Source organism: Clostridium sp. 1001283B150210_160208_E6, assembly GCF_015669365.1.
GTDB classification, from domain to species: Bacteria; Bacillota; Clostridia; order Clostridiales; family Clostridiaceae; genus Clostridium; species Clostridium paraputrificum.
In genome coordinates, this window is the sequence record NZ_JADPAA010000003.1 from 9,327 (window position 1) to 29,232 (window position 19,906).

25 protein-coding genes are annotated in these 19,906 nt (G+C 29.1%); all 25 read left to right on the forward strand.

Translation table 11 applies throughout. From position 1 onward, the window contains the following. On the forward strand, positions 1–749 hold a 749-nt coding region (locus I4V16_RS17400; RefSeq protein ID WP_243282786.1), incomplete at its 5' end, for a hypothetical protein. Between the two features lie 13 nt (positions 750–762). After that, a complete protein-coding gene (locus tag I4V16_RS04790) occupies positions 763–1,146 on the forward strand; it encodes a hypothetical protein (RefSeq protein ID WP_099329533.1) in 384 nt (127 codons plus the stop codon). Positions 1,147–1,556: 410 nt separating this feature from the next. Further along, complete coding sequence (locus tag I4V16_RS17320) at positions 1,557–2,126, forward strand: hypothetical protein (protein WP_205686215.1); 570 nt, start codon at positions 1,557–1,559, stop codon at positions 2,124–2,126. Positions 2,127–2,139: 13 nt separating this feature from the next. Continuing rightward, positions 2,140–2,355 (forward strand): bacteriocin immunity protein, encoded by a 216-nt coding sequence (locus I4V16_RS04800; RefSeq protein WP_099329532.1) that lies wholly within the window; start codon positions 2,140–2,142, stop codon positions 2,353–2,355. A 366-nt stretch (positions 2,356–2,721) separates the two neighbouring features. Further along, positions 2,722–3,276: a hypothetical protein gene (locus I4V16_RS04805; protein ID WP_242974247.1), complete on the forward strand. Its 555-nt coding sequence runs from the start codon at positions 2,722–2,724 to the stop codon at positions 3,274–3,276. Position 3,277: 1 nt separating this feature from the next. Beyond that, positions 3,278–3,748: a hypothetical protein gene (locus tag I4V16_RS04810; RefSeq protein ID WP_099329531.1), complete on the forward strand. Its 471-nt coding sequence runs from the start codon at positions 3,278–3,280 to the stop codon at positions 3,746–3,748. A gap of 388 nt (positions 3,749–4,136) precedes the next feature. Further along, positions 4,137–4,439, forward strand: coding sequence for a hypothetical protein (locus I4V16_RS04815; protein ID WP_099329530.1), 303 nt, complete (start codon positions 4,137–4,139; stop codon positions 4,437–4,439). A 13-nt stretch (positions 4,440–4,452) separates the two neighbouring features. Continuing rightward, positions 4,453–4,797 (forward strand): hypothetical protein, encoded by a 345-nt coding sequence (locus tag I4V16_RS04820; protein WP_099329529.1) that lies wholly within the window; start codon positions 4,453–4,455, stop codon positions 4,795–4,797. Between the two features lie 13 nt (positions 4,798–4,810). Beyond that, positions 4,811–5,128, forward strand: coding sequence for a hypothetical protein (locus I4V16_RS04825; protein ID WP_099329528.1), 318 nt, complete (start codon positions 4,811–4,813; stop codon positions 5,126–5,128). A gap of 1 nt (position 5,129) precedes the next feature. After that, positions 5,130–6,221: a hypothetical protein gene (locus tag I4V16_RS04830; RefSeq protein WP_195617312.1), complete on the forward strand. Its 1,092-nt coding sequence runs from the start codon at positions 5,130–5,132 to the stop codon at positions 6,219–6,221. Next, on the forward strand, positions 6,185–6,412 hold the full coding sequence (locus I4V16_RS04835) for a hypothetical protein (RefSeq protein ID WP_195617313.1): 228 nt from the start codon (positions 6,185–6,187) through the stop codon (positions 6,410–6,412). The genes I4V16_RS04830 and I4V16_RS04835 overlap by 37 nt, the downstream gene beginning before the upstream one ends. Continuing rightward, positions 6,403–7,110 (forward strand): hypothetical protein, encoded by a 708-nt coding sequence (locus tag I4V16_RS04840; protein ID WP_099329527.1) that lies wholly within the window; start codon positions 6,403–6,405, stop codon positions 7,108–7,110. The genes I4V16_RS04835 and I4V16_RS04840 overlap by 10 nt, the downstream gene beginning before the upstream one ends. A 19-nt stretch (positions 7,111–7,129) precedes the next feature. Beyond that, on the forward strand, positions 7,130–7,417 hold the full coding sequence (locus I4V16_RS04845) for a DUF4176 domain-containing protein (protein WP_099329526.1): 288 nt from the start codon (positions 7,130–7,132) through the stop codon (positions 7,415–7,417). A gap of 265 nt (positions 7,418–7,682) precedes the next feature. Continuing rightward, the gene (locus I4V16_RS04850; protein ID WP_099329525.1) at positions 7,683–8,159 is read left to right on the forward strand and encodes a pyridoxamine 5'-phosphate oxidase family protein; all 477 of its coding nucleotides are present in this window, start codon (positions 7,683–7,685) and stop codon (positions 8,157–8,159) included. Between the two features lie 227 nt (positions 8,160–8,386). Continuing rightward, complete coding sequence (locus tag I4V16_RS04855; RefSeq protein ID WP_111937526.1) at positions 8,387–9,526, forward strand: M23 family metallopeptidase; 1,140 nt, start codon at positions 8,387–8,389, stop codon at positions 9,524–9,526. 14 nt (positions 9,527–9,540) lie between these two features. Then, positions 9,541–10,461 (forward strand): permease-like cell division protein FtsX, encoded by a 921-nt coding sequence (locus I4V16_RS04860; RefSeq protein ID WP_195542411.1) that lies wholly within the window; start codon positions 9,541–9,543, stop codon positions 10,459–10,461. A 164-nt stretch (positions 10,462–10,625) separates the two neighbouring features. Next, positions 10,626–11,324 (forward strand): response regulator transcription factor, encoded by a 699-nt coding sequence (locus tag I4V16_RS04865; protein ID WP_195542410.1) that lies wholly within the window; start codon positions 10,626–10,628, stop codon positions 11,322–11,324. Further along, entirely contained in the window at positions 11,308–12,672 is a 1,365-nt protein-coding gene (locus I4V16_RS04870; RefSeq protein ID WP_195542409.1) for an ATP-binding protein, read from the forward strand. Before I4V16_RS04865 ends, I4V16_RS04870 begins: the two co-directional genes overlap by 17 nt. A gap of 56 nt (positions 12,673–12,728) precedes the next feature. After that, the gene (locus tag I4V16_RS04875) at positions 12,729–12,968 is read left to right on the forward strand and encodes an SHOCT domain-containing protein (RefSeq protein WP_065254833.1); all 240 of its coding nucleotides are present in this window, start codon (positions 12,729–12,731) and stop codon (positions 12,966–12,968) included. A 149-nt stretch (positions 12,969–13,117) separates the two neighbouring features. Continuing rightward, positions 13,118–13,570: a hypothetical protein gene (locus tag I4V16_RS04880; RefSeq protein ID WP_111937528.1), complete on the forward strand. Its 453-nt coding sequence runs from the start codon at positions 13,118–13,120 to the stop codon at positions 13,568–13,570. Positions 13,571–13,676: 106 nt separating this feature from the next. Continuing rightward, positions 13,677–13,937 (forward strand): hypothetical protein, encoded by a 261-nt coding sequence (locus I4V16_RS04885; RefSeq protein ID WP_111937529.1) that lies wholly within the window; start codon positions 13,677–13,679, stop codon positions 13,935–13,937. Between the two features lie 10 nt (positions 13,938–13,947). Further along, positions 13,948–15,195: a DNA polymerase IV gene (locus I4V16_RS04890; protein WP_195573380.1), complete on the forward strand. Its 1,248-nt coding sequence runs from the start codon at positions 13,948–13,950 to the stop codon at positions 15,193–15,195. A gap of 213 nt (positions 15,196–15,408) precedes the next feature. After that, on the forward strand, positions 15,409–16,245 hold the full coding sequence (locus tag I4V16_RS04895) for a PRD domain-containing protein (RefSeq protein WP_195966545.1): 837 nt from the start codon (positions 15,409–15,411) through the stop codon (positions 16,243–16,245). A 136-nt stretch (positions 16,246–16,381) separates the two neighbouring features. Then, the gene (locus I4V16_RS04900) at positions 16,382–18,244 is read left to right on the forward strand and encodes a beta-glucoside-specific PTS transporter subunit IIABC (RefSeq protein WP_195573382.1); all 1,863 of its coding nucleotides are present in this window, start codon (positions 16,382–16,384) and stop codon (positions 18,242–18,244) included. A 54-nt stretch (positions 18,245–18,298) separates the two neighbouring features. Next, the gene (locus I4V16_RS04905) at positions 18,299–19,726 is read left to right on the forward strand and encodes a 6-phospho-beta-glucosidase (RefSeq protein WP_099329515.1); all 1,428 of its coding nucleotides are present in this window, start codon (positions 18,299–18,301) and stop codon (positions 19,724–19,726) included. Positions 19,727–19,906 lie beyond the last annotated feature (180 nt).

Genomic DNA, 19,906 nt, shown 5'->3' on the forward strand with positions numbered 1-19,906 from the left:
AAGGCGGTAAAGTTAAATCATCAGCTTTCGGATATATGGATGCAGATGATGCCTTAAGGTATAATCAATATTGGGATGATGTAGCAAAGGGATTGTATAATAATCCTTATGGCAGAAAGTTATCTTTAGATGAAATATCAAGAATGCAATGTGGCTTTGATAAAATAGCACAAAAGAATTGGAAATATGAACCAGGATTAGATAGATATAATAATAGAATTCTTGATTATCATAATGAAAATGCGATAAATAATGCTATAAAGGGTGGAAGTTCATCTACATACTCAGGAGAAGAATGGTGTAGATATTTTAGAGAGACATATGGTTCAGATAATGTAGTATGGGAAAACGCAACACCATCACAGCTGGCTCGAAGCTGGCAAGGTACAGGAAAGTATATTGGTATTGATGATTATATAGACACAACTGTACCAAAGGGAACTATATTATATAGAGGAGAGCCGAATGGAACAGAGTACTTTACTACTTTAGATGCAATTGAAGATGCTGGAAGAGATGCAACAAATGTATTTGAGGGCTTACAGGTAGAAAAGAATCCAATACATGGCTATAGAGGAGAAATGCAAGGGTATGTTTTTAATGAGGATATTGCCAGTGCATATGGAATAACAAATGCGAATCCTCAATTTGGAAAGGGTGGATTGCCACAGTACTATATTCCAAATGTACAGGAGTTGATTGATAAGGGAATATTAACTCCTGTAGATAGCATCAAATTGACCAAGTAAGGAGAAATGAAATATGATTGATAATAGTAATGGATATATTAATATATCAGATGAGTTAACGATTTTCCCGGGATTCTCATTTGAACAGTTTAAGAATACAAAGTTTTATGACAATCAAGACGGCGTAAGAATTATTTATTTGAATGAACACCAAATCATTAATGGAAGAAACTATATTGTTAGTTTGTTCTTTAGGGACAGAAAGATATATATGGTGTCTTTGATATGTTGTGATAAAGAATTTTCTGAACAGGATGAGAAAAAAAGAAAGGAATTGCATGATACAATACTAAGTGAATTAGGACTTAATTCCCATATGAAATATAATTGGGGTGAGATTTCATCAGATTTTGATGCCAGAAGTAATATAAGTAGTATCAATATTATTTATTTTTAATTATGGTTATACTTTAGGACTTCAAAACCCCTAACTCAAAAAGCTATTTTAATTTCTGTCTGTTCATGAAGTGAGTGACATACAGAGGTTAATAATAGCTTTTTGTCATTTACCTAAAGGGGAAAGGACAGCTTATAGCGAAATTTGCCACTAGGAATACAAAAGGATTTGTCTGACATTTTCTTGAGTTTATTTTGCAAAAGTTTGATTTGACTGACTTCTTATGAGTTGATAAAAAACAATCTTCCACAGAACCAAAGTTTACTTGATTATCTACAGATGCATATGAAGAAGAAGGGATAGCATATTGTTTTGGGTATGGAGCAGGTGAAGTAGCACAGTTTGTTGTAGGAAGTAAGTTAGCATCAAAATTAAAAGGCGGTAAAGTTAAATCATCAGCTTTCGGATATATGGATGCAGATGATGCCTTAAGGTATAATCAATATTGGGATGATGTAGCAAAGGGAGTATATAATAATCCTTATGGCGGAAAGTTATCTATAGCTGATGTAAGTAAAAATATAAATAACCATTCTAGTACTTTGTTTAAAGGTACTGAGGGGGTTAGTAACCCTAGAAAGATATCTGGAGTTGCTACTGGAGGAGAGAATTTATCTAATCCAATTAAATCTATGAGAGGCTCAAATGGTAATATAGGATTAGTGCCTAAAGAAGTTGCAGACAACTTACGCGGAAGAGAATTTAATAGTTTTGATGATTTTAGGAATGCCTTCTGGCAAGAATATTCAACTTCAAGTTATGCAAGTGAATTTAGTAAAGCTAATATTAAGCGAATGAGTCAAGGTTTAGCACCTAAAGCACCAGCATCACAACAATATAAAAATATTTCTAGCTATGTACTTCATTATAAAAATCCAATTTATAATGGTGGAGGAGTATATGATTTAGATAATATAATAATATCATCGCCACGAATGCATCAAGAAATATTAGATAAGGGATTCCACTTTAATAAATAAGGAGTGAAAATGTATGTTAAAAAAATTAACACGAGAAGAATTGATAAATCTAGTAAATAGAATAGTAGAGTGTGAAGGGTCAGAAGAAGAAATTGATGAAATGATAGAGGTTGTAAAAAGAAATGTACCTCATCCAGAAATAAGTGATTTAATATATTGGAATGATGAAGAACTTACTCCAGAACAAATAGTTGATAAAGCATTAGAATATAAACCAATTCAGCTTTAACAGTTGAAATAATACTTTTTACTGCATAATAAATAGATGATTAACTGCATAAAAAATAATAGATGTATAATCTAGTTAAATCAATAAGAGTAAGCGTATTTAATACTGCATAATATTAATACTGTAGTAAGAGAAGCACTAAATGAACTAGCTGAAAAATAAGTAGGCTAGTTCATTGCTTTTATAGTGATAAAATAGTGGGAGAGATTGAAAACAGTAGACTCTACAACTAAAAGATAATAAGACAGACTCTGCCCCAAGGGGGTAAGTAAAGCTGAGATAAATACTGCTGAAGGTATTAAAAACATTATTAATAGAAAAGGATATTCAGTAGATGATTTTGCTAAGTTATTACATCCAGATAGAATGTTAACAGATTCAGAAAAAGTTCTAGTTGATTCTATAAGAAAAGAGATAGGATTACCATCAGCAGACACTTTAATGTGTAAAGTAATACCACAAAGTGATATATATAAATATTTATATAATGAATATGACGGAGTAAGAGGTTTTACAGCGGTAAGTGAACATGGAGCTAATTTAAATACATTACTTGATAAATATAATGGAGCAAGATTGGATTACAATAATACTGCATTTAAAACTACAACTGGTGTAGATGGAGTTTCACAATCAGTAGGTTTACCAGATAAGTTCTATGGCACAATAGAATATAAAGCAAATGATGTTAGTGAAATATCAATTCCTGATTGGGCACCGAAACCAGGTGATTATCCTTATACGGGAAAAGCATTTACTGGGAGTACAGATATTATTTTACCAGAATATTTCCAAGGTACCAGAAAATTCATTGATGGAGATATAATTAAGATTATAGATAGTGATACTGGTAAAGTTGTACAACAATTTATTTATGATATGGATACTGATATAAAATGGGTTATGATAGGAGGAAATTAAAGTGATATATGCTGTTTACAAAAATAAAATATATCTAGCTAATATTAGACAGTCAAAAGTTAGACTTAAAACCAGGGTTGTAGAACCAGGATTTAATGAATTAGTTGATTTAGCAGGTAATATTCATAAGGGTATATTTATAAAAGAAATTGATATTAATGATGTAGATATAATATATGCAATAGAGCATAGAGTTTTATATAAAGGGAGTGAATATAAATGCTTAAAAGTAAATTCACAAACTTTAGATATAAATTATATAACCATTTATACAAGTGACTCTGATATTGCTAAAAAATATGGATTTACAAAAAAAGAACAATTTATTTTTGATAAAGATGTATCTTTAGATGAAATAGATGCATTAATTGAAATTAAGAAGCCTATATTAAAATTTAGTAATTTAAAAGGGCAAAAAATAACAATAAACCAAAAAGATATTAAAAATTATCTATCAAATATTATTGAATAATAACTGCAAAAAATTATAATAATTAAATTCATAATAATAGATAAAGAAATAATAGTAATATTTTTATAATAGAGATAAAAATAATTTATTGCATAATTTTAATAATGCAGTGAAAGAAGTTAAAAGGTTAATGTTTCAGTAAATGGAGCATTAATCTTTTTTTCGTGCATAGAAATATTTATAAAATAGATGATAGATATATATTATACTAAAGTGAAAGTTAGAAGAGCAAAATATAAAATTTTGATTCTCACTTTTAAATCTGATAAAAGAGTTAATGTTTCTAATGAAGGAAGTAGCAACTCTTTTTCTATAAAATTCAATTGATGTATAAAAAAGTAAGTGATAAAATTATAATTGATAATATAATTTAGAATGGAGTGTTTTTATGGCAGGTGGAGACACAATAAAATTCAATTACGAAGATATTCAAGTTTCTTATACAAAATTAATAGATATAAGCGAAAAAACGAAAGAAGCTTTAGATAGATTAGAAAAAGTTTGTGATGTAGCAGATCAAGATATGAAAGGAAAATATAGGGCTGGTTTTAAAGATAAAAAAGATGAGGTATTTAAAGAAGTTAAGGATGTTGCTGTAGACGGTGTAAGAAAAATAGCAAAAATAATGAATGTTACAAGCAAAGATATGGAAAAAAAAGAATTAGAGATAATTCAATGCCTAGAAAAATAATGGGGGAAAGTGTATGAGTAATCAAGAGATTTGTAATGAAATTAATTATATAAATCGAAAATTAGGTATATATAGTGAATATATCTTTACAGTTGATAGAGCTAAGAGAACATGTAGTTCTATTTCAAATGGATTAGAATATATAAAAACAAAACAAGTAGAAAAAATTTGTGAGAACTGTATAGAGGCATTAGGACAACAAGAAGCACTATTAGAAAAATTAGAATTATATCACAAGAATATATTAGATGTTTATGACAATATGCATTCAGAAGTTAGTGAAGCATCAGTAGCCATAAATAATGAGATAGATAGATTAGAAAGAAGAAAAAATTATCTATATTCTCAATTAGATTAAAGGAGTTAAAAAGATGCTTAGGAGTAATGATAATCTTTATATTAATTTGGATACAATAGAAATGTTAAAAGATTCATTTAATAAAGAAATAGAAAATTTAACAGAGTTATTTTTAGAATTAATAAATGAAGTCAAGATAATAGAAACTAGTGATATGTGGAGTGGGAAAAGTTATGATTCATTTAAAACTGAATTTGAAACTTGGAAATTAGATTATTTAGAAGGAATTACAAAACTACTTCAACTTAAACAATATTTAGAAGAAGTTAAGGCAGTAGGAGAAAGCTTAATTAGTGAAAGAAATTCTCTTACAACATTTTTAGAGGTGTAATATGTCAGATAATATTTTTCAAATTGATTATAGTAATTCTGATGACACAAAAAGAGAGGCACAAAGTTTTCTAAATTATTTCGAATATATTCAAGATTTATTAATTGATTTAGAAAGAGATATAAGTTCTTTAAGTATAGCATCATTATGGAGTAGTTCAGAGTTTTACTCAGAAAAAGCAATATTAGATAAATATATTAAAGAAGAAATATCTAGGTATAAAAGATTCAAAGAAGGATTTTGTGATTTTTATTCAAAGATAGAAGATTTAGATTCAAGTCTTGAATATATGATTGATAGTCAAATTAATTTTGTAGAAGATAATAAAAATTATGAGACTTATATAACATTATTACAATATAATCAAGAAGATGATAGTCAAGAAGAGTTATATGAATCGTTAAAAAAATATGGCTTATCAGATTCCGAAGCTATGAAGATATCTTTGCTATTTGATGTTGAAACAAGAAGATTGTTAGAAGAATTATCTAAGATGGATGAATGTGAATTAGAAAAGGCTGTCATTGATATAAAAAATAAGGCGATTAAGAGTCCAGAGGAAGTAGTATTAGTTGATTTACTATCATTAGATAAAGCAAGTGGATATCTTGATGCAGTAGGAAGTTTGAATAATATAATTGCAACTGGATCGGTTTCAGCTTTGCTTAGTAGCAAATATGTTGGAAAAAATATTAATAATTACAAATTAGATATAAAATCTTTAGACGGTCAAATAAATAAATTAAACCAAAGGATAAATACAAGTCAGTTGGGAAAAGTAAAAGTAGATAAGATGAAGGTAGATTTAGAGAGATTAAAAAGTATTAGAGATTCAAAAATAACTAAATCAACTAAGGTTGCTAAAGTAACAGGTACATTAGGAAAGGTTGTAGGAACAGTTACTAATGTATATACTGTTGTAACTATGTCTTTGGAGCAGTATGAGCAATTTACAAAAAATGGAGAAGAAATTGATGATATAGTAGCAGCAGTTGGAATAGATGTAGGTGGAATTTTAGTAGCAGGAGCAGCGGGACAAGCGGCAGGACAATATATTTGTGGGCAGTTGGCACTGCAGTTGGTGGCCCTGTAGGAACAGTAGTTGGTGGAGTAGTTGGAACAGTTGGAGGGTTTGTTATAGGTGCTACTGTTAATATAGTATATAGCACGGTGGTAGATCCAATTTTGACAGCAGCATATGATAATGTAGTAGAGCCCGTTGGCGAATGGGTAGAAGATAAATTAAATGATTTAGGAGATTGGTGGGATTCATTATGGTGGTAGAACAAGAAATTGATAAACTAATTAAAGAAAATAAAAGAAGTGAAGTTAGAAAAATAGTAGATGAGTATAAAAAACAAATTAAATTTCATGTAAATGCTCCATTTCTAAGAGAAAAAACAGGAACTTTTATTTTTGTTATTATAGGAATATTTCTGGGAATAGGTGCATTAGTAATTGGAGATGAAGTTTCATTAGTAGTAAAATTAATATATATAGTTCCTTTAATTATAAGTAGCATAACTATTTTAATATTATATTTTAAGGCAAAGAGTAGTGATTTTTCAGATGAAAAAACTATGGAGCTAATGCTTAACTTTATTTTGCTAGAGACTATTTGTATATGTTTTTTAAGTTCATATTTTTATCAATATTTTTTATTTAAAGATTTTACACAAATAGATTATTTAAAAAATATGGGATTTGTATTAGTATGCATTGGATTAATAACTATATTAACATTACTTGATGCACCAAAGAAGTTTATGAAAGAATTTAAAGTAGAAAAAAAGAAATATATATATCCAGGAGCGATATCAGGAGGATTAATATACACTTTAGTATTAATAGCAAATATAACTAAGCCATATACATTATTATTAATATTGGCATATGGATTAATTATGATTTTAACAAGATTTTATGTTTATGGTATGTTTAAATACAGTAAATATGATTATATAAAGAATTTAAAATACTAGTGTAAAGGAGAGGAAGATAATGGTGAAGTTATTACCATTAGGTTCAGTAGTTATCATTGATACAGAAAAAAGTGAAAAAATATTAATAGTAGGTAGATTAGTAAGAAAAGATATTGATAGTAATGTATTTGATTATTGTGGTGTAAGGGCTCCACTTGGCTTAAATGGAGAGGAACTAGTAATGTTTAATCATGAAGATGTAAAAAGATTAATGTTTGTAGGGTTCCAAGATGAGGATGAGTTGGTATACTCATCTACTATAACTAAACAAAGAGAGGATGTCAAAAAAAACAATACAAAGGATTGATAAGTTTCTAATATGTTATATATAAGGATTAAATTATAGTTATTTATATCCAGGTATAAGCATCACAGAGGTGAACTGTAACCTTTTAAGTAGACAGGGGGAAGTTTAAAAAGTGATGCTTTTTGTTAGATTGAGATGAGATTTATAAATGAATAAATATTTACCAATAAGGTCAGTAGTACCTTTAAAAAATGGATAACACAAATAAGGAATTAAAAAGAATAGATGAAAGGCTCAGTAAATTAAAAGATTATGAGGTGTAGACATGTTTAGAGAAATGAGAAGAAAAAAGCAAGAGCTATCACATGAGGAATGCATAAGTGTACTTAATAAATGCACATCAGGAGTTTTAGCTGTAGAAGGTGATGATAGTTACCCATATACTGTTCCTTTAAGTTATTCTATTAAGGGAGATGAGCTATATTTTCACTGTGCAAAGATTGGACACAAGCTTGATTCTATAGCAAGAAATAACAAGGTTAGCTTTTGTGTAATAGATAAGGATGAAATTATTCCTGAGAAGTTTACTACACATTATAGAAGCGTAATAGTATTTGGTAAAGCTAAAATAGTTGAGGATGAAAAGGAATGCAAAGATATACTTATGACTTTAGTAGAAAAGTATTCTAAGGGCTTTGAAAAAGAAGGAGCATTGGAAATTGAAAAGGCCTTAAAAGCTACAAACTTAGTTAAAATTAAGATTGAGCATGTTACTGGAAAAGTAGCAAAAGAGCTTATATAGGTATTATTGTAAAAGAGACTATATTGGAGTACTATAGTCTTTTTTTACTGTCTAGTAAATTATAAAATTTCAATTAGCTATAAATCAAAGGGGGGATTACATTCTGTGACTTGGATCTTGCTACGGAACAAGCAAAATAAATATCTACCCCACCTTTTTTAATCTTCATAATTGCTTCAAAAGTCTAGTGTATAATCTAAAGCTAATTCAAGGCGGAGGATTAAGTGATGAAAAAGAAGATGATTAAATATTTGACTATATTATTAATTTGTAACATTACAATAAATTATATTGAAAGTCCTATTAGAGTACATGCTGATACACTTCAGGAAAAGAAGGATAAGAAAGAGGATATAGAAAATAAGCTAGAAGATACTAAGGATGAAAGAAAAGTTATAGAAAAGGAAAGTGCAAAGCTTCAAGATGAGCTAGATTTAGTTAAGACTAGATTGGACAAGCTTAATGAGGAAATTAATACCCTTAATAAAGAAAATAAGAATATAGAAGAAGAGATATTAGAGGTAGAAAAAGTTCTTGAGGAAAATTATGAGATAATAAGAAGTATTATTAAAATTCAATATGAACAAAAGGTTGGGGGATATTTATCTATACTTTTAGAGGCTAAGGACTTTGGAAATTTCCTTAGAAGGTTAGAGGTAGTTTCAAATTTAATAAAGAATAATGATGAAACTATAAGAGAGATAAAAGAGCTTCAAGTTGAGTTAGAAAGCAAAAAAGAAACTTTAACTAAACAAATGGATGAGATTAATAAAAATAAGATAATAGTAGAAGAGGAAAAGGGTAGACTAGATAAATTAAATAAAGAAAATAAAGCTAAGGTTAAAAAATTAATTAAACTTCAGGGAGAGTTATCTTCTCAGATTAAACTTACAGAGAAAGAAATATCAGAGTTAGAGTCTAGAGGACAAGAAATAAATAATGAGATAGTTTCTTCTTCAGGTGGAGGAAGTTACAATGGAAGTAAGATGGCTTGGCCAGTAATAGGATATACTACTCTTTCGTCAAAGTTTGGATATAGAATACATCCTATTTCAGGAGAAAAGAAGCTACATACTGGAATTGATATTCCTGCACCAGCTGGAACTCCTGTAGTGGCTGCAAATTCTGGAACAGTAATAATATCTAGATATGATAACTCTTATGGTAATATGGTTGCAATTGATCATGGTGGCGGAATTGTTTCTTTCTATGCCCATAATACAGAAAGACTAGTTAAGGTTGGAGATAAGGTTTCAAAGGGACAGAAGATTTCAACTGTTGGAACAACAGGATATTCTACAGGAAATCACCTACATTTTGAAGTTAAGAAAAATGGAACTTTTGTAGATCCAATGAACTACTTATAGTGGGAGGGGAAATGATGAAGTCTTGGACAATAAAAGCACTATCTAAAGATGGTTTGAGAAGTATAAAAAGTAATAAGTTATTGGCTTTTGCAGCTATCTTAACTTCAGTAATATCATTTACCTTACTTGGAATATTTTATTCAATAATGGATATTACTAATGACAATATTATAAAACTTCAAGAGGAAGTAAGAGTTGTAGCTTTCTTAGAGGAGGATGTTGAAGAATCAGAAGTATTAAATATAAAAGAAGATATTGAAGAGTTAAGTGGTGTAGAAAGTGTTATATATGTTCCTTCAGATGAAGGGTTAGAAGCTTATAAGAGAGATATTGTAAGTGAAGAAGACGATGATATGATGAGAATAGTTGAGGAAGCAATAGATAAGGGAAAGAATCCAATTCCTGATACCTTAGAAATAGAAACAGAAAATATAAATATTAATGAAGAGGTAATGAATAAAGTATTAGAGTTAGAAAATGTTTATAAGGTTTCTGATGGAAATTTAATCACAGATTTTCTTAAAACAATGAGTAAATATGTAAGGATTTTTGGTATAGCACTAATTCTAATATTAGTTATTTCATCAACTATATTAATATCTAATGTAATAAAGGTTTCAGTTTTTGTTAGAAAAAGAGAAATTGGAATTATGAAGTATATTGGAGCAACTGATAACTATATTAGATTACCTTTCATAATAGAGGGGGCAGTAATAGGAGCTTTGGGAGCAGGAATTAGTGCTTTAATGGTATCCATAGTTCATTCATTGGTTAATACTAATATGTCTGAAATACTAGTTAGTTTTATACCAGGTTTTTATATTACACCTTTAGGAAACATAATGATTATTTTATTACCATTACTTTTCTTCATGGGAATAACTATAGGGGTTGTAGGAAGCCTAATATCATTAAAGAAATACTTAATAGTATAGAATAAAGTCTATAGGAATAGTAGTTTATTTAGCTACATTCTTATAGACTTTTTGTGGTATTCTATAGAAAGCTTATGGAGCAAATATGAAGATTCTCCATAAAAAATACATAAGTTATTGATAAGATTACAAATAATATTAAGAAGAACATTTAGGAGGAAGACATGTATTTAGATGTACTAATTGTTGAGGATGAAGAAAAAATTTTAGATGTAATAGAAGCTTATTTAAAAAAGGATGGATTTAATACAATAAGAGCAGTAGATGGTGAAGAAGCTTTAGAAAAGTTTGAAATATTTTCTCCTGATATTGTTATTTTAGATTTAATGCTACCTGATATTTCTGGAGAGGAAGTATGCAAAAGAATAAAGAAGGCCTCTAATACTCCTGTAATAATGCTTACAGCAAAATCAGCTGAAGAGGATATTTTAAATGGATTTTCTTTAGGATGTGATGATTATGTGGTAAAGCCTTTTAGGCCTAAGGAGTTAGTTGCAAGAGTTAATTCAGTATTAAAAAGAACTTTAGGAATAGATAATATGAGTGAGCTAATCTTTAATGATGGAGAATTAAAGATTAATTTAAAGACAGGAGAGGTCTTTAAAAATGATAATCTTGTTACATTAACTCAATCAGAATATAAAATATTACAAACTTTAGCTACAAATCCTAAAATAACTTTTACTAGGAATGCATTAATAAGCAAACTTAATGATGAATCAGGAGCTTTTGATAGAGTGATAGATACTCACATAAAGAACCTAAGGGCCAAGATAGAAGAGAATAGCAGAGAGCCAAAGTTTATAGTTACAGTTTATGGCGTTGGATATAGATTTGGAGGGGAAAATGAAAACACTAAATAGAAGAATGTTTCTATCTTTTATGATTATTTCCTTTGCAATCATATTTCCCATTAGCTTTACATTTAAATATATTATAGATAGAAGCTTCAACTCCTATATAGAAAACTGCAATGTTGAAAGAATGAATGAGGTAGCAACAAGCTTAAGTTATGCTTATTCTAACGGTAGTTGGAATAAGGGGGTTATAGAAGATGTGGCATTAAAAGCATTGGATGGTGGACTTATTATAAGTATTTATGATAATAAAAATAATTTAATTTGGAGCACTAATGAGGAGCATAAAGAACAATGTGAATCTATGATGAAAAATGCCTTTAGTAATAAATTAAACAATGGAATGCTGAGTAGAAGTTTTAAGATTATTAAGAATGGAGAGAAAATTGGAAGTGTAAATATAAGTCATTATGAATTTTACTATAGAGAGGTTGATACAATTTATTATGATACTTTAAACAAAGTTTTAATTATCATAACTATTATGGCAACTATTTTATCCTTAATTATAAGTTTAATACTTTCTAAATCCATTAATAAACCTATTTATAAGGTTATAGATACAGTTAAGCTATTAGGAAAAGGAAAATATAAGGAAAGGGTAGATAATAGCAGTAGTATAGTAGAAATTCAAGATATGATAGAGTCAATAAATATTATGGCAAAAAGACTGGACTCTCAAGATGCTATGAGAAAGAGATTAACTAAGGATATAGCTCATGAATTAAGGACGCCTATTACCATAATTTTAGGACAACTTGAAGCTATTAAGGATGGAATATGGGAGCCAACAGAGGAAAGACTTAATGGTATTTATGAAGAGATTCAAAGGATTGATAGGTTAGCAAATTCATTAAATAGTTTATCAAAGATTGAGGAAGAAAATGGGGCATTACATAAGGAAAAAGTGGAGATATCTGAGCTTATAGAGAATATATTTATAAATTTTGAAAAAGAACTTCATAATAAAAATATAGATGGACAGCTCCACTTAAGTAAATGCGAAATAGAAGTTGATAAGGATAAAATTAGTGGAGCAATTATAAATCTCATATCGAATGCTTTAAGATATACTGAAAATGGTGGCTCAATTAATATAAAAACATTTGTAAAAGAAGATCACTTATTTATTGAAGTAGAAGATACTGGCATAGGCATAGCAAAAGAGGATATTCCTTATGTTTTTGAAAGATTTTATAGAACAGATGAGTCAAGAGCAAGGGTTACAGGAGGTGCAGGTATAGGCCTTTCAATAACTTTAGCAATAGTTGAAGCTCATAATGGAATGGTTTATGTTAAGAGTGAATTGGGCAAGGGGAGTAAATTTATAATAGAGTTGCCTATTAATTCATAATTTCTTCATAAGACTTTTTTATAATCATATTAGATTTAAGAAAGGTGGAAAAATTTATGTTTGGATGCGGTATTTCTAATGTAGGAACAATGGGAGGTGGCTCATTAATATTTGGGCTTTTATATTTAGGTTTTAGAGTTGCTGTAGTTGGATTAATTATATATCTACTATTTAAATTATTTAATGGAGGAAACAGTAATAATAAAGCTATTAATGTTTTAAATGAAAGATATGCTAGTGGTGAAATAAGCTTTGAGGAATATGAAGAAAGAAAGAGTAATTTAAATAGAAAGTAACATAATTTTATAATTTCCTTACTTTAGAATGAGAGAAGTGGATATTTGTTTTGCTATTATTACGGAAGAAGCAAAATGAATATCCATTTTTTTGCAGAAAAATAATGTATAATAAGACTGTAGAATTAATTTTTAAGGGGGAATAGATTATGAGGAAGAAGGTATTTATAATACTATTAGTGATTATTTTATCTATAGGGGGATATGCACTTTATAAGGCAATAAATTTAGATCCAAGTATAAATTCTATTGAAGAGATGGATGTTATGAAGTTTGAAGGGGTAGAACATTTTCCAATGTTTAGTATAGAAGAATATTTTAAGGATAAAGACAAAGGTAATATAGCAAAAATATTAAATGCTTTAAAGGATAGAAGTAGGAAAAATGATAATGTTCTATTAGGGAATAGTAAAGGGTATGCTATTGATATGATGTATAAGAAAAAAAGTAATGAAGAAATTTTAACACAATATAGATATAAGCTATGGGTTAAAGATGAAAGTGTTTATATAACATTACATTCAAATGAACAAAAGTGTTATAAGTTAGATGATGAAAGCGCAAAGATAATAATTGAATATATGGAGTCTGTAGTTGGATAAAAAGCTCTGAGAAATCGGAGTTTTTTCTATTTAAGAATATCTTTACAGAAGAACAGATGTTCTGATATAATAGGTACGAACAGATGTTTGTATTGGAGTGGAAGTTATGAAAGTAGTATCAAAATCAATTGATGTTATAGCGTGCTTTGAAAAAGATGGGGGAGTAAAGCCTTTAAGGTTTAGAATAAGTGAAGATGAGGAAGAAAAAGTAATTAAGATAAATAGGGTAGTAAATAGGGAAATAGAAAAGCTTGCAGGAAATGTAATGGAGAAGTTTGTATGTATAGCTTCAGTTAATGGAGTAGAGAGAATTTTTGAAATTAAATATGAACTACTAACTAAAAAGTGGATTTTATTTAAGTTTTAGGTGAATTAATATGAGTAATAGAATAATATTTCATATTGATGTTAATTCAGCTTATCTTTCATGGACTGCAGTAAATCTTCTTCAACTTGGGAAAAGTACAATAGATATTAGAGAAGTACCTTCAATAATAGGAGGAAAAACAGAAGAGAGGCATGGAATAGTATTAGCAAAATCAATACCTGCTAAGAAATTCAAAATTAAGACAGGAGAATCTACTTATGAAGCTTTAAGAAAGTGTCCTAAGCTCTTAATATATCCTCCAGATTATGGTCTATATATGCAAAGCTCTAATGCAATGTATAAGCTTTTATGTGAATATTCCCCTAAGATACAAAGGTTTTCTGTAGATGAGGTATTCATGGATGTATCTCATTATAAAGAAAATTATATGGAAAAAGCATTAGAAATTCAAAGTAGAATAAGGAATGAACTTGGGTTTAATGTAAATATAGGTATAAGTACTAATAAGCTACTTGCAAAGATGGCAAGTGATTTTAACCCAAAGAATTCTATTCATACACTTTTTGAAAAGGAAATAGAAAAGAAGATGTGGCCTTTACCAGTAGAGGAGCTTTTTATGGTTGGTAGGGCGACAAAGAAAAAGCTTGAAAAGTTAAATGTAGAAACTATAGGTGAGCTTGCAACTTATAATGTTGAAATTTTAAAGAGTATATTTAAAAGCTTTGGGATAGTTCTTCATAATTATGCAAATGGAATAGATTCTTCAGAGATAAGAAGCACAAGCTATATAAATATGAAAGGTTTAGGTAATTCAACTACCATTCCATGGGATGTTACAAAGAGAGAGGAGGCTCTAAGGATTATTCTTTCTCTTGTAGAAATGATGAGTTTAAGGCTTAGAAAGTGTGATAGTTTATGTAGAGTGGTTGTAGTTTCTATTAAAAGTAATGCCTTTGAAAAATATAGTCATCAAAGGAAGATGGAGAATTATACAGATTGTACAATAGATATTTATAAAGAAATAGTTAAGGCTTTTGATGAAGCTTGGAGTAAGGAGCCTATTAGGCAGATAGGGGTAAGGGTTACTGATTTATGTTCTAATGAATTTTTTCAAACTTCACTTTTTGATGGTGAAAGGATTGATAGGCAAAGAGCACTAGATAAAACTTTAGATTCTTTAAGAAGTAGATTTGGAACTAAATCAGTTGTTAGATCAACTTTTATTAATTCTGGAATAAGTCCTTTAATTGGTGGAAATGGTGAAGAGGACTATTTGATGATGAGTAATAGAATATAGGGATAAAAAGGTAGTTATAAATTAAGTAAACATATACATTTTTTTTGTAAATATAGTTGTCAATTTAAAAATCATGTGATAATATAATTATACTGATATGAATATTGAAGGATTGTTACTGGTAAGGCAGGCAAAACCTATAGTTTATTGATTTTGAATAAGCTGTAGGTTTCGCTTGCCTTATTTTATTAGAAAGGTAGGTCTAACTAACAAATGAGAATCGATAAGATACTTAATAATAACGTTATTACATCTATAAATGAAAATAATGAAGAAGTTATAATTATGGGAAAAGGAATTGCCTTTAATAAAAGGTGTGGCGACATAGTTATAAGGGATAAGATAGAAAAAGTATTTGTATTATCCAATCCTAATATGAATAGAAAATTTATAGAATTAATAAGTAAAATTCCTTTAGAATATGCAGTTTTATCAGAAAAAATAATTTCTTATGCAAGAAAAGAACTAAATAAAACTTTAAATGAAAGTATTTATATATCACTAACAGACCATATTTATAATGCTATACAAAGACAAAAGAGTGGAATTATAGTAACAAATGGACTGATATGGGAAACTAAAAGGTTATATAAAGAAGAATATAAAATAGGACTTAAGGCATTAGAAATGATAAGCCATCAATTTGATATTAGACTTCCAGAAGATGAGGCTGCTTTTATAGCTTTACATATAGTTAATGCTAATTTAAATGAGGAAATACCAATATTAATGGATATAACAAAGACTATTCAAGAGATACTTAATATAGTTAAGTATAACTTTAATATAGAATTTGATGAAGAATCATTAAGTTATTATAGATTTATAACACATCTAAAGTTCTTTGCACAAAGACTATTTAATAATAAAACTATAAATGATGAAAAAGACAATGAACTATTTGATATAGTTAAGGAAAAGTATAGTGATGCATATAAATGCGTACTAAAGGTTAAAAAGTTTATTTTGGAAAAGCACCAATACAACTTAACTAAAGAAGAGATGTTATATTTAATAATCCATACTCAAAAGTTAGTAAACAAAAAATAGGGATTATTATTAAAATATAAAATTCTACAAAAGGAGTTGATAGACTATTGGCAGGAGCTAATAGAAATACTAACAGGATTGTTACTGGTAATGCAGGCAAAACCTTCAATTATACAATATGTTGGAGGAATGAAAAATGGAATTTGAAAGAATAGCAAAAGAAGTATTGGAGAACGTTGGAGGAGAAGCTAATGTTGCTCATGTTACCCACTGTGTAACAAGGTTAAGATTTAATCTAAAAGATGAATCTAAAGCTAATGTTGACAAGATTAAGAAAATTAAGGGAGTAATGGGAAATGTAAATCAAGGTGGTCAGTTCCAAGTTATTATTGGAAATAATGTATCAGAAGTTTACAAAGAGCTTATGAAGTTAGGAAAGTTTAAATCAACAAATGAAGATGTTAAAGGTCCTAAAAAGGGTATTGTAACATCTGCAATGGATACTATAGCAGGAATATTTACACCAGTCATACCTGCTATTGCTGGTTGTGCTATGATAAAGGCATTCTTAAGCTTATTTGTAGCCTTTGGATGGATTTCAACAGAAACACAATCGTATTATATTTTAAACTTTATAGGAGATGCGGCATTCTTCTTTTTACCAATGTTATTAGCATATACAGCGGCCGTTAAATTTAAGGCTTCACCATACTTAGCAATGGTTATGGGGGGAGTATTATTACATCCAAATTTTTCAGCATTAGTAAGTGCTGGAGATGCGGTTGTATTTTTAGGATTACCAGTTAGACTTGTTAAATATGGATCATCAGTTATTCCGATAATACTTATAGTTTGGTTAATGTCTTATGTTGAAAGGGTTGTAACTAAGATAGTACCTAAGGCCTTAAGGGTAGTATTTGTGCCACTTTTAGTTATTGTTATTACTGCACCGATCGGATTAATTGCTATTGGACCTTTAGGAGATATTATTGGTGGCGTATTAGCTAATGTAATAATGACTATTGATAGTAAAGCAAACTGGGCTCTGCCATTAATTATGGGTGGCTTATCACCATTACTAGTAATGACAGGTATGCATTATAGCCTTTATCCAGCTATATTTACTCAATTAGCTACTGCAGGATATCAAACAATTTTTCCAGGTATGTTGGTGGCAAATGTTTGCCAAGGGGCAGCAGCATTATGTGTTAGCGTAAAGAGTAAAAATTCAGATCTTAAACAATTAGCAGCATCAACTGGTGCAACCGCTGTAATTGGGATTACTGAACCTGCTATGTATGGTGTCAATTTAAAACTTAAAAAGCCTTTTTATGCAGTGTTAGCTGGTGGGGCAATTGGAGGTCTTTATGCAGGTATAACAGGAGTAAAGGTATTTACTCCAGGTGGTGCTGCTTTAGTAGGGGTTCCAGCATACATAGGTCCTGAAATTTCTAATATTATTAATATATTAATTGCTTCTGTTATAGGCTTTGTTGCTACTTTTACATTAACTTGGATTTTAGGTTTTGAAGATGAAGTTCAAGAAATAGATAAAGTTGAAGAGACAGATGAAAAGGAAGAAAATACAGAAGTTACACCTTTAAAAAATAAAGTTTCTATAAAGAGTCCTATAAATGGGGAAGCAGTTCCACTATCTTCAGTAAATGATTTAACTTTTGCTGAAGAAATCATGGGAAAAGGTATCGCTATAATACCAGAAGAAGGTAAAGTAGTGTCACCTATAGATGGTACAGTTGCAATGGTGTTTAATACTAAACATGCAATTGGCTTACAGACAGAAGATGGAGTAGAAATCTTAATTCATGTTGGATTAGATACAGTAAATTTAGGAGGACAACATTTTAATAGTTTTGTTAAGAGCGGAGATACAGTTAAAGTTGGAGATAAATTACTTGAATTTGATATTGAAGCAATAAAGAAAGCAGGTTATGACACAATTACTCCTATAATAATAACAAATACTACAGATTATTTAGATATTATATCTAGCAATGTAGCTTCTGTTAAAGCTGGAGATGAGATTATAACTATTTTATAGGATGTTTTATAAAGGTAACTTTAAAACGTAAGATAGAATTGGGAGGATTTAACAATGTATAATAATTCTGATAAATTTCCAGAAAATTTTTTATGGGGTGGAGCTGTAGCAGCTAATCAATGTGAAGGTGCATGGAATGTTCATGGTAAAGGAATAAGTACTGCAGATGTTACTACTGCTGGTGCGTTAGGAGTACCAAGAGAATTCACAGATGGAATAGTGGAAGGAAAATATTATCCATCACATGAAGCCATAGATTTTTATAATAGATACAAAGAAGACATAGCATTATTTTCAGAAATGGGTTTTAAGTGTTTTAGAACATCAATAGCTTGGACTAGAATATTCCCCCAAGGTGATGAATTAGAGCCTAATGAAGAAGGTCTAAAATATTATGATGATCTATTTGATGAATGTCTAAAAAATGGAATAGAACCTGTAATAACAATTTCTCACTATGAAATGCCTTTTGGATTAGTTGAAAAGTATGGTTCATGGAGAGATAGAAGATTAGTTGATTTTTATGTGAATTATTGCAATGTAATATTTAATAGATATAAAAATAAAGTTAAGCATTGGATGACTTTTAATGAGATAAATGTAGTAACACTTCATCCATTTATGTCAGCTGGAATTAAGATAAAAGAGAATGAAGATAAAGAACAAGTAGTTTACCAAGCAGCACATCATCAATTTATTGCTAGTGCAAAAGCTGTTAAACTAGGGCATGAAATAAATCCTGATTTCAAAATTGGATGTATGATTCTTTATCCACTAGCATATGCTGAAACTTGTAATCCAGATGATGTTTTAGCTGCAAATAATTTTATGAATAAGCATTATTTCTTTAGTGATGTTCAAGCAAAAGGATATTATCCACAATATATGAAGCAATACTTCAAGAAAAATAATATTGAAATAAAAATGGAAGATGGAGATGAAGAAATACTAAAAGAAGGAAAAGTAGACTTCATCGGATTTAGCTACTATATGACATTCGTTGTAAGTGGAGAAAATAATGGCAAAAAGCTTACTGGCGGTAATATGATGAAGGGAATAAAAAATCCTTATCTTAAAGCTTCAGATTGGGGATGGCAAGTAGATCCAGTTGGATTTAGAATATCATTAAACAATCTTTATAACAGATATGAAATACCATTATTTTGTGTAGAAAATGGATTTGGAGCTGTTGATACAATAGAGGAAGATGGTTCTATTAATGATGACTATAGAATTGATTACTTAAGACAACATATATCTGAAATGAAGAAGGCTATTACAATTGATGGGGTAAAAATGATTGGGTATACTCCATGGGGATGTATAGACTTAATTAGTGCTGGTACAGGCGAAATGAAAAAACGTTACGGATTTATCTATGTAGATAAAGATAATGAGGGTAATGGCACTCTTGAAAGAAGAAAAAAGAAATCTTTCTATTGGTATAAAGACGTTATTAAATCAAACGGAGAGATATTATAATTATTACCTAGTAGATGCTGAATTTTCAGCATCTACTTTTTTTATTTAAATTAGAATAAGTATTTATATTAGGGGAGAAAGTATAAAAATTATATTAAAACTAATTGATATTGAAGTGGAGAAATAAGAGTTATATAATGAAAATTATGGGATTTGAAGTTAGTTATTGAATTTTTAATA

What these genes read in the sequence shown, in the direction of transcription:
- I4V16_RS04790 (WP_099329533.1), top strand. Translation starts at nt 763, where the DNA reads ATGATTGATAATAGTAATGGATATATTAATATATCAGATGAGTTAACG.
- I4V16_RS17320 (WP_205686215.1), top strand. Translation starts at nt 1,557, where the DNA reads ATGGATGCAGATGATGCCTTAAGGTATAATCAATATTGGGATGATGTA.
- I4V16_RS04800 (WP_099329532.1), top strand. Translation starts at nt 2,140, where the DNA reads ATGTTAAAAAAATTAACACGAGAAGAATTGATAAATCTAGTAAATAGA.
- I4V16_RS04805 (WP_242974247.1), top strand. Translation starts at nt 2,722, where the DNA reads ATGTTAACAGATTCAGAAAAAGTTCTAGTTGATTCTATAAGAAAAGAG.
- I4V16_RS04815 (WP_099329530.1), top strand. Translation starts at nt 4,137, where the DNA reads ATGGCAGGTGGAGACACAATAAAATTCAATTACGAAGATATTCAAGTT.
- I4V16_RS04820 (WP_099329529.1), top strand. Translation starts at nt 4,453, where the DNA reads ATGAGTAATCAAGAGATTTGTAATGAAATTAATTATATAAATCGAAAA.
- I4V16_RS04825 (WP_099329528.1), top strand. Translation starts at nt 4,811, where the DNA reads ATGCTTAGGAGTAATGATAATCTTTATATTAATTTGGATACAATAGAA.
- I4V16_RS04830 (WP_195617312.1), top strand. Translation starts at nt 5,130, where the DNA reads ATGTCAGATAATATTTTTCAAATTGATTATAGTAATTCTGATGACACA.
- I4V16_RS04840 (WP_099329527.1), top strand. Translation starts at nt 6,403, where the DNA reads ATGGTGGTAGAACAAGAAATTGATAAACTAATTAAAGAAAATAAAAGA.
- I4V16_RS04845 (WP_099329526.1), top strand. Translation starts at nt 7,130, where the DNA reads ATGGTGAAGTTATTACCATTAGGTTCAGTAGTTATCATTGATACAGAA.
- I4V16_RS04850 (WP_099329525.1), top strand. Translation starts at nt 7,683, where the DNA reads ATGTTTAGAGAAATGAGAAGAAAAAAGCAAGAGCTATCACATGAGGAA.
- I4V16_RS04855 (WP_111937526.1), top strand. Translation starts at nt 8,387, where the DNA reads ATGAAAAAGAAGATGATTAAATATTTGACTATATTATTAATTTGTAAC.
- I4V16_RS04860 (WP_195542411.1), top strand. Translation starts at nt 9,541, where the DNA reads ATGAAGTCTTGGACAATAAAAGCACTATCTAAAGATGGTTTGAGAAGT.
- I4V16_RS04865 (WP_195542410.1), top strand. Translation starts at nt 10,626, where the DNA reads ATGTATTTAGATGTACTAATTGTTGAGGATGAAGAAAAAATTTTAGAT.
- I4V16_RS04870 (WP_195542409.1), top strand. Translation starts at nt 11,308, where the DNA reads ATGAAAACACTAAATAGAAGAATGTTTCTATCTTTTATGATTATTTCC.
- I4V16_RS04875 (WP_065254833.1), top strand. Translation starts at nt 12,729, where the DNA reads ATGTTTGGATGCGGTATTTCTAATGTAGGAACAATGGGAGGTGGCTCA.
- I4V16_RS04880 (WP_111937528.1), top strand. Translation starts at nt 13,118, where the DNA reads ATGAGGAAGAAGGTATTTATAATACTATTAGTGATTATTTTATCTATA.
- I4V16_RS04885 (WP_111937529.1), top strand. Translation starts at nt 13,677, where the DNA reads ATGAAAGTAGTATCAAAATCAATTGATGTTATAGCGTGCTTTGAAAAA.
- I4V16_RS04890 (WP_195573380.1), top strand. Translation starts at nt 13,948, where the DNA reads ATGAGTAATAGAATAATATTTCATATTGATGTTAATTCAGCTTATCTT.
- I4V16_RS04895 (WP_195966545.1), top strand. Translation starts at nt 15,409, where the DNA reads ATGAGAATCGATAAGATACTTAATAATAACGTTATTACATCTATAAAT.
- I4V16_RS04900 (WP_195573382.1), top strand. Translation starts at nt 16,382, where the DNA reads ATGGAATTTGAAAGAATAGCAAAAGAAGTATTGGAGAACGTTGGAGGA.
- I4V16_RS04905 (WP_099329515.1), top strand. Translation starts at nt 18,299, where the DNA reads ATGTATAATAATTCTGATAAATTTCCAGAAAATTTTTTATGGGGTGGA.